The sequence below is a fragment of the Aeromicrobium sp. genome, assembly GCF_047606445.1.
In the GTDB taxonomy this organism is placed as follows: domain Bacteria; phylum Actinomycetota; class Actinomycetes; order Propionibacteriales; family Nocardioidaceae; genus Aeromicrobium.
In genome coordinates, this window is record NZ_JASGEK010000068.1 from 1 (window position 1) to 3037 (window position 3037).

Sequence of the window (3037 nt, forward strand, 5' to 3'; positions counted from 1 at the left end):
GGCTCATCCACCCTATGAGCGCCCATAGGGTGGATGAGCCACCGCCGGGGCGCGAAAGGTGGATAACTCACCGCCTCAGGGAGTAGGTCGCCCTTCGGGGAGGGGGTGGAGGCGGCGGGTGGACAATGGGCCTATGGCTGATCTGCGCTCCCGGACGTCCACCCACGGACGAATGATGGCCGGCGCCCGCGCCCTCTGGCGGGCCACCGGCATGACCGACGACGACTTCGGCAAGCCGATCGTCGCCATCGCGAACAGCTTCACCCAGTTCGTACCCGGCCACGTCCACCTCAAGGACATGGGCCAGCTCGTCGCCGAGTCGGTCGCCGAGGCTGGCGGCGTGGGCCGCGAGTTCAACACCATCGCGGTCGACGACGGCATCGCTATGGGCCACGCGGGCATGCTCTACTCGCTGCCCAGCCGTGAGCTGATCGCCGACGCGGTGGAGTACATGGTCAACGCGCACTGCGCCGACGTCCTCGTGTGCATCTCCAACTGCGACAAGATCACCCCCGGCATGCTGCTGGCCGCGCTGCGCCTCAACATCCCGACCGTCTTCGTCTCTGGCGGCCCGATGGAGGCCGGCAAGACCGTCTCCATCGACGGCGTCGTGCGCGACAAACTCGATCTCGTCGACGCGATGGTCGCCGCCTCGAACGACAGCATCTCCGACGAACGCCTCGACGAGATCGAGCGGTCCGCCTGCCCCACCTGCGGCTCCTGCTCGGGCATGTTCACCGCGAACTCGATGAACTGCCTCACCGAGGCCATCGGCCTGTCGCTGCCCGGCAACGGCTCCACCCTGGCCACGCACGCGGCGCGCAAGGACCTCTTCCTGGAGGCGGGCCGCATCGCCGTCGACCTGGCCGATCGTTACTACGGCAAGGACGACGAGTCGGTTCTGCCGCGCAACATCGCGACCCGGGCAGCCTTCGAGAACGCGGTCGCGCTCGACGTCGCGATGGGCGGCTCGACCAACACGATCCTGCACCTGCTGGCCGCCGCGCGCGAGGCCGAGCTCGACTTCAACGTCGACGACATCGACGCGATCAGCCGCCGGGTGCCCTGCCTGTCGAAGGTCGCGCCGAACAGCCCGAAGTACTACATGGAGGACGTGCACCGCGCCGGCGGCATCCCGGCGATCCTCGGCGAGCTCGACCGCGCGGGCGTGCTCAACCGGGACGTCCACTCGGTGCACGCCGAGAACCTCGACAGCTGGCTCGGCGCCTGGGACATCCGCGGCGGCAGCCCGACGCAGCAGGCGTTGGAGTTGTTCCACGCCGCGCCGGGCGGGGTGCGCACCACCGAGCCGTTCTCGACCGAGAACCGCTGGGCGAGCCTCGACACCGACGCCGTCGAGGGCTGCATCCGCGACGTCGAGCACGCGTACACCGCCGACGGCGGCCTGGCGATCCTGTCGGGCAACCTCGCCCCGGCCGGCTGCGTGGTCAAGACCGCGGGCGTGCCCGAGGAGATCTGGGCGTTCACCGGCACCGCGAAGGTCTACGAGTCGCAGGACGACGCGGTGTCGGCGATCCTCGGCAAGAAGGTCGAGGCGGGCGACGTCGTGGTGATCCGTTACGAGGGGCCCAAGGGCGGTCCGGGTATGCAGGAGATGCTGTACCCGACGTCGTTCCTGAAGGGGCGTGGCCTCGGCCAGGCCTGCGCGCTCATCACCGACGGCCGGTTCTCCGGCGGCACCTCGGGCCTGTCCATCGGCCACGTCTCCCCGGAGGCGGCCTCGGGCGGCCTGATCGCGCTGGTCGAGGACGGCGACGAGATCGCCATCGACATCCCGAACCGGTCGATCGAGCTGGTCGTCGACGAGGCCGAGTTGGAGCGTCGTCGCGAGGCGCAGGAGGCCCGCGAGAAGCCGTACACGCCGCGCGACCGCGACCGTCCGGTCTCGGCCGCGCTGCGCGCCTACGCCTCGATGGCCACCTCGGCTTCCGACGGCGCCTATCGCCTCGTGCCATGAGCGCGGCGTCAGGCGGTGTGGCCGACCTCGCGGAGGTCATGGCGCGGCTGCGCCGTGAGTGCGCGTGGACGGCCGCGCAGACGCACGAGTCGCTGACGCGCTACCTCTTGGAGGAGGCGCACGAGGTGCTGGCGGCCTTCGACGGCGGTGATCCGAACGAGGTCCGCGACGAGTTGGGCGACCTGCTGTTCCAGGTCGTCTTCCACGCGCAGGTCGCCTCGGAGCGTCCCGCCGCCGACGGCGGTTTCGACCTCGACGACGTCGCGGCCGGGATCGCGGCGAAGCTGCGCCGGCGCAACCCGCACGTGTTCGCCGGTGGCGAGGCCCGCACGCCCGAGGAGATCGACGCGGCCTGGCAGGCGGTCAAGGCCCAGGAGGCGACTCGGGCATCGGTGCACGACGGCATCCCGCTCGCCCTTCCCGCGCTGATGTACGCCGACAAGGTGCTCAAACGCCTCGGCGACCCGAAGGTCGAAGGCGACGACCTCGGCTCCCGCCTCCTGGCCCTCGTCGCCGAGGCCCGCGCCGCCGGACTCGACCCCGAGGCCGAGCTCCGTCGCACGGTGCGCGCTCTGCCGGACTTACCGTAGTTCAGGTTGAGTCGAGCTCGCCTTCCGCGGCGAGATCTTGCAATGTCGCCAGTATGCGGGGCGTCAGTTCGACGAGCCTTTGGTTGACGACGATTCCTTTGACGCCGAAGTAGGTCGGATAGATGAAGAGCGATTCTGTCCGGAAATCCGACCGGCCATGATCGTGCTTTGGATGGCTTCGAAGTTGTAGGCGGGCAGGCCTTGTTGGGTGAACGACTCGAAGTGTTGGTTGGCCACACTGAGGCTTATTCAGGGAACTGAAACAAAACCTCACGGCGTTTCACAATAAAAGACGGTCCGTTTCTTGAGAGAATTGGGTTACCACACTCAAACTCACGAGAAACGAACCGTCGACATGAATCATACCACCGGACTGTACCGCGACGAGATCGAAGAGCTCTGCGCGATGATCCACCGGCAGACCGACCCCGCAGAATGGAAATGGCCGACGATCCTCGGGCTATTCAAA

Annotated in this window: 2 protein-coding genes; both read left to right on the forward strand. The window is 68.2% G+C overall.

From position 1 onward, the window contains the following. Positions 1 to 133 precede the first annotated feature (133 nt). On the forward strand, positions 134 to 1978 hold the full coding sequence (gene ilvD, locus QM621_RS13050; protein ID WP_414990824.1) for a dihydroxy-acid dehydratase: 1845 nt from the start codon (positions 134 to 136) through the stop codon (positions 1976 to 1978). Continuing rightward, complete coding sequence (locus QM621_RS13055; RefSeq protein ID WP_414990825.1) at positions 1975 to 2568, forward strand: MazG family protein; 594 nt, start codon at positions 1975 to 1977, stop codon at positions 2566 to 2568. Before ilvD ends, QM621_RS13055 begins: the two co-directional genes overlap by 4 nt. Positions 2569 to 3037: the final 469 nt, after the last annotated feature.

What these genes read in the sequence shown, in the direction of transcription:
- QM621_RS13055 (WP_414990825.1), top strand. Translation starts at nt 1,975, where the DNA reads ATGAGCGCGGCGTCAGGCGGTGTGGCCGACCTCGCGGAGGTCATGGCG.
- ilvD (WP_414990824.1), top strand. Translation starts at nt 134, where the DNA reads ATGGCTGATCTGCGCTCCCGGACGTCCACCCACGGACGAATGATGGCC.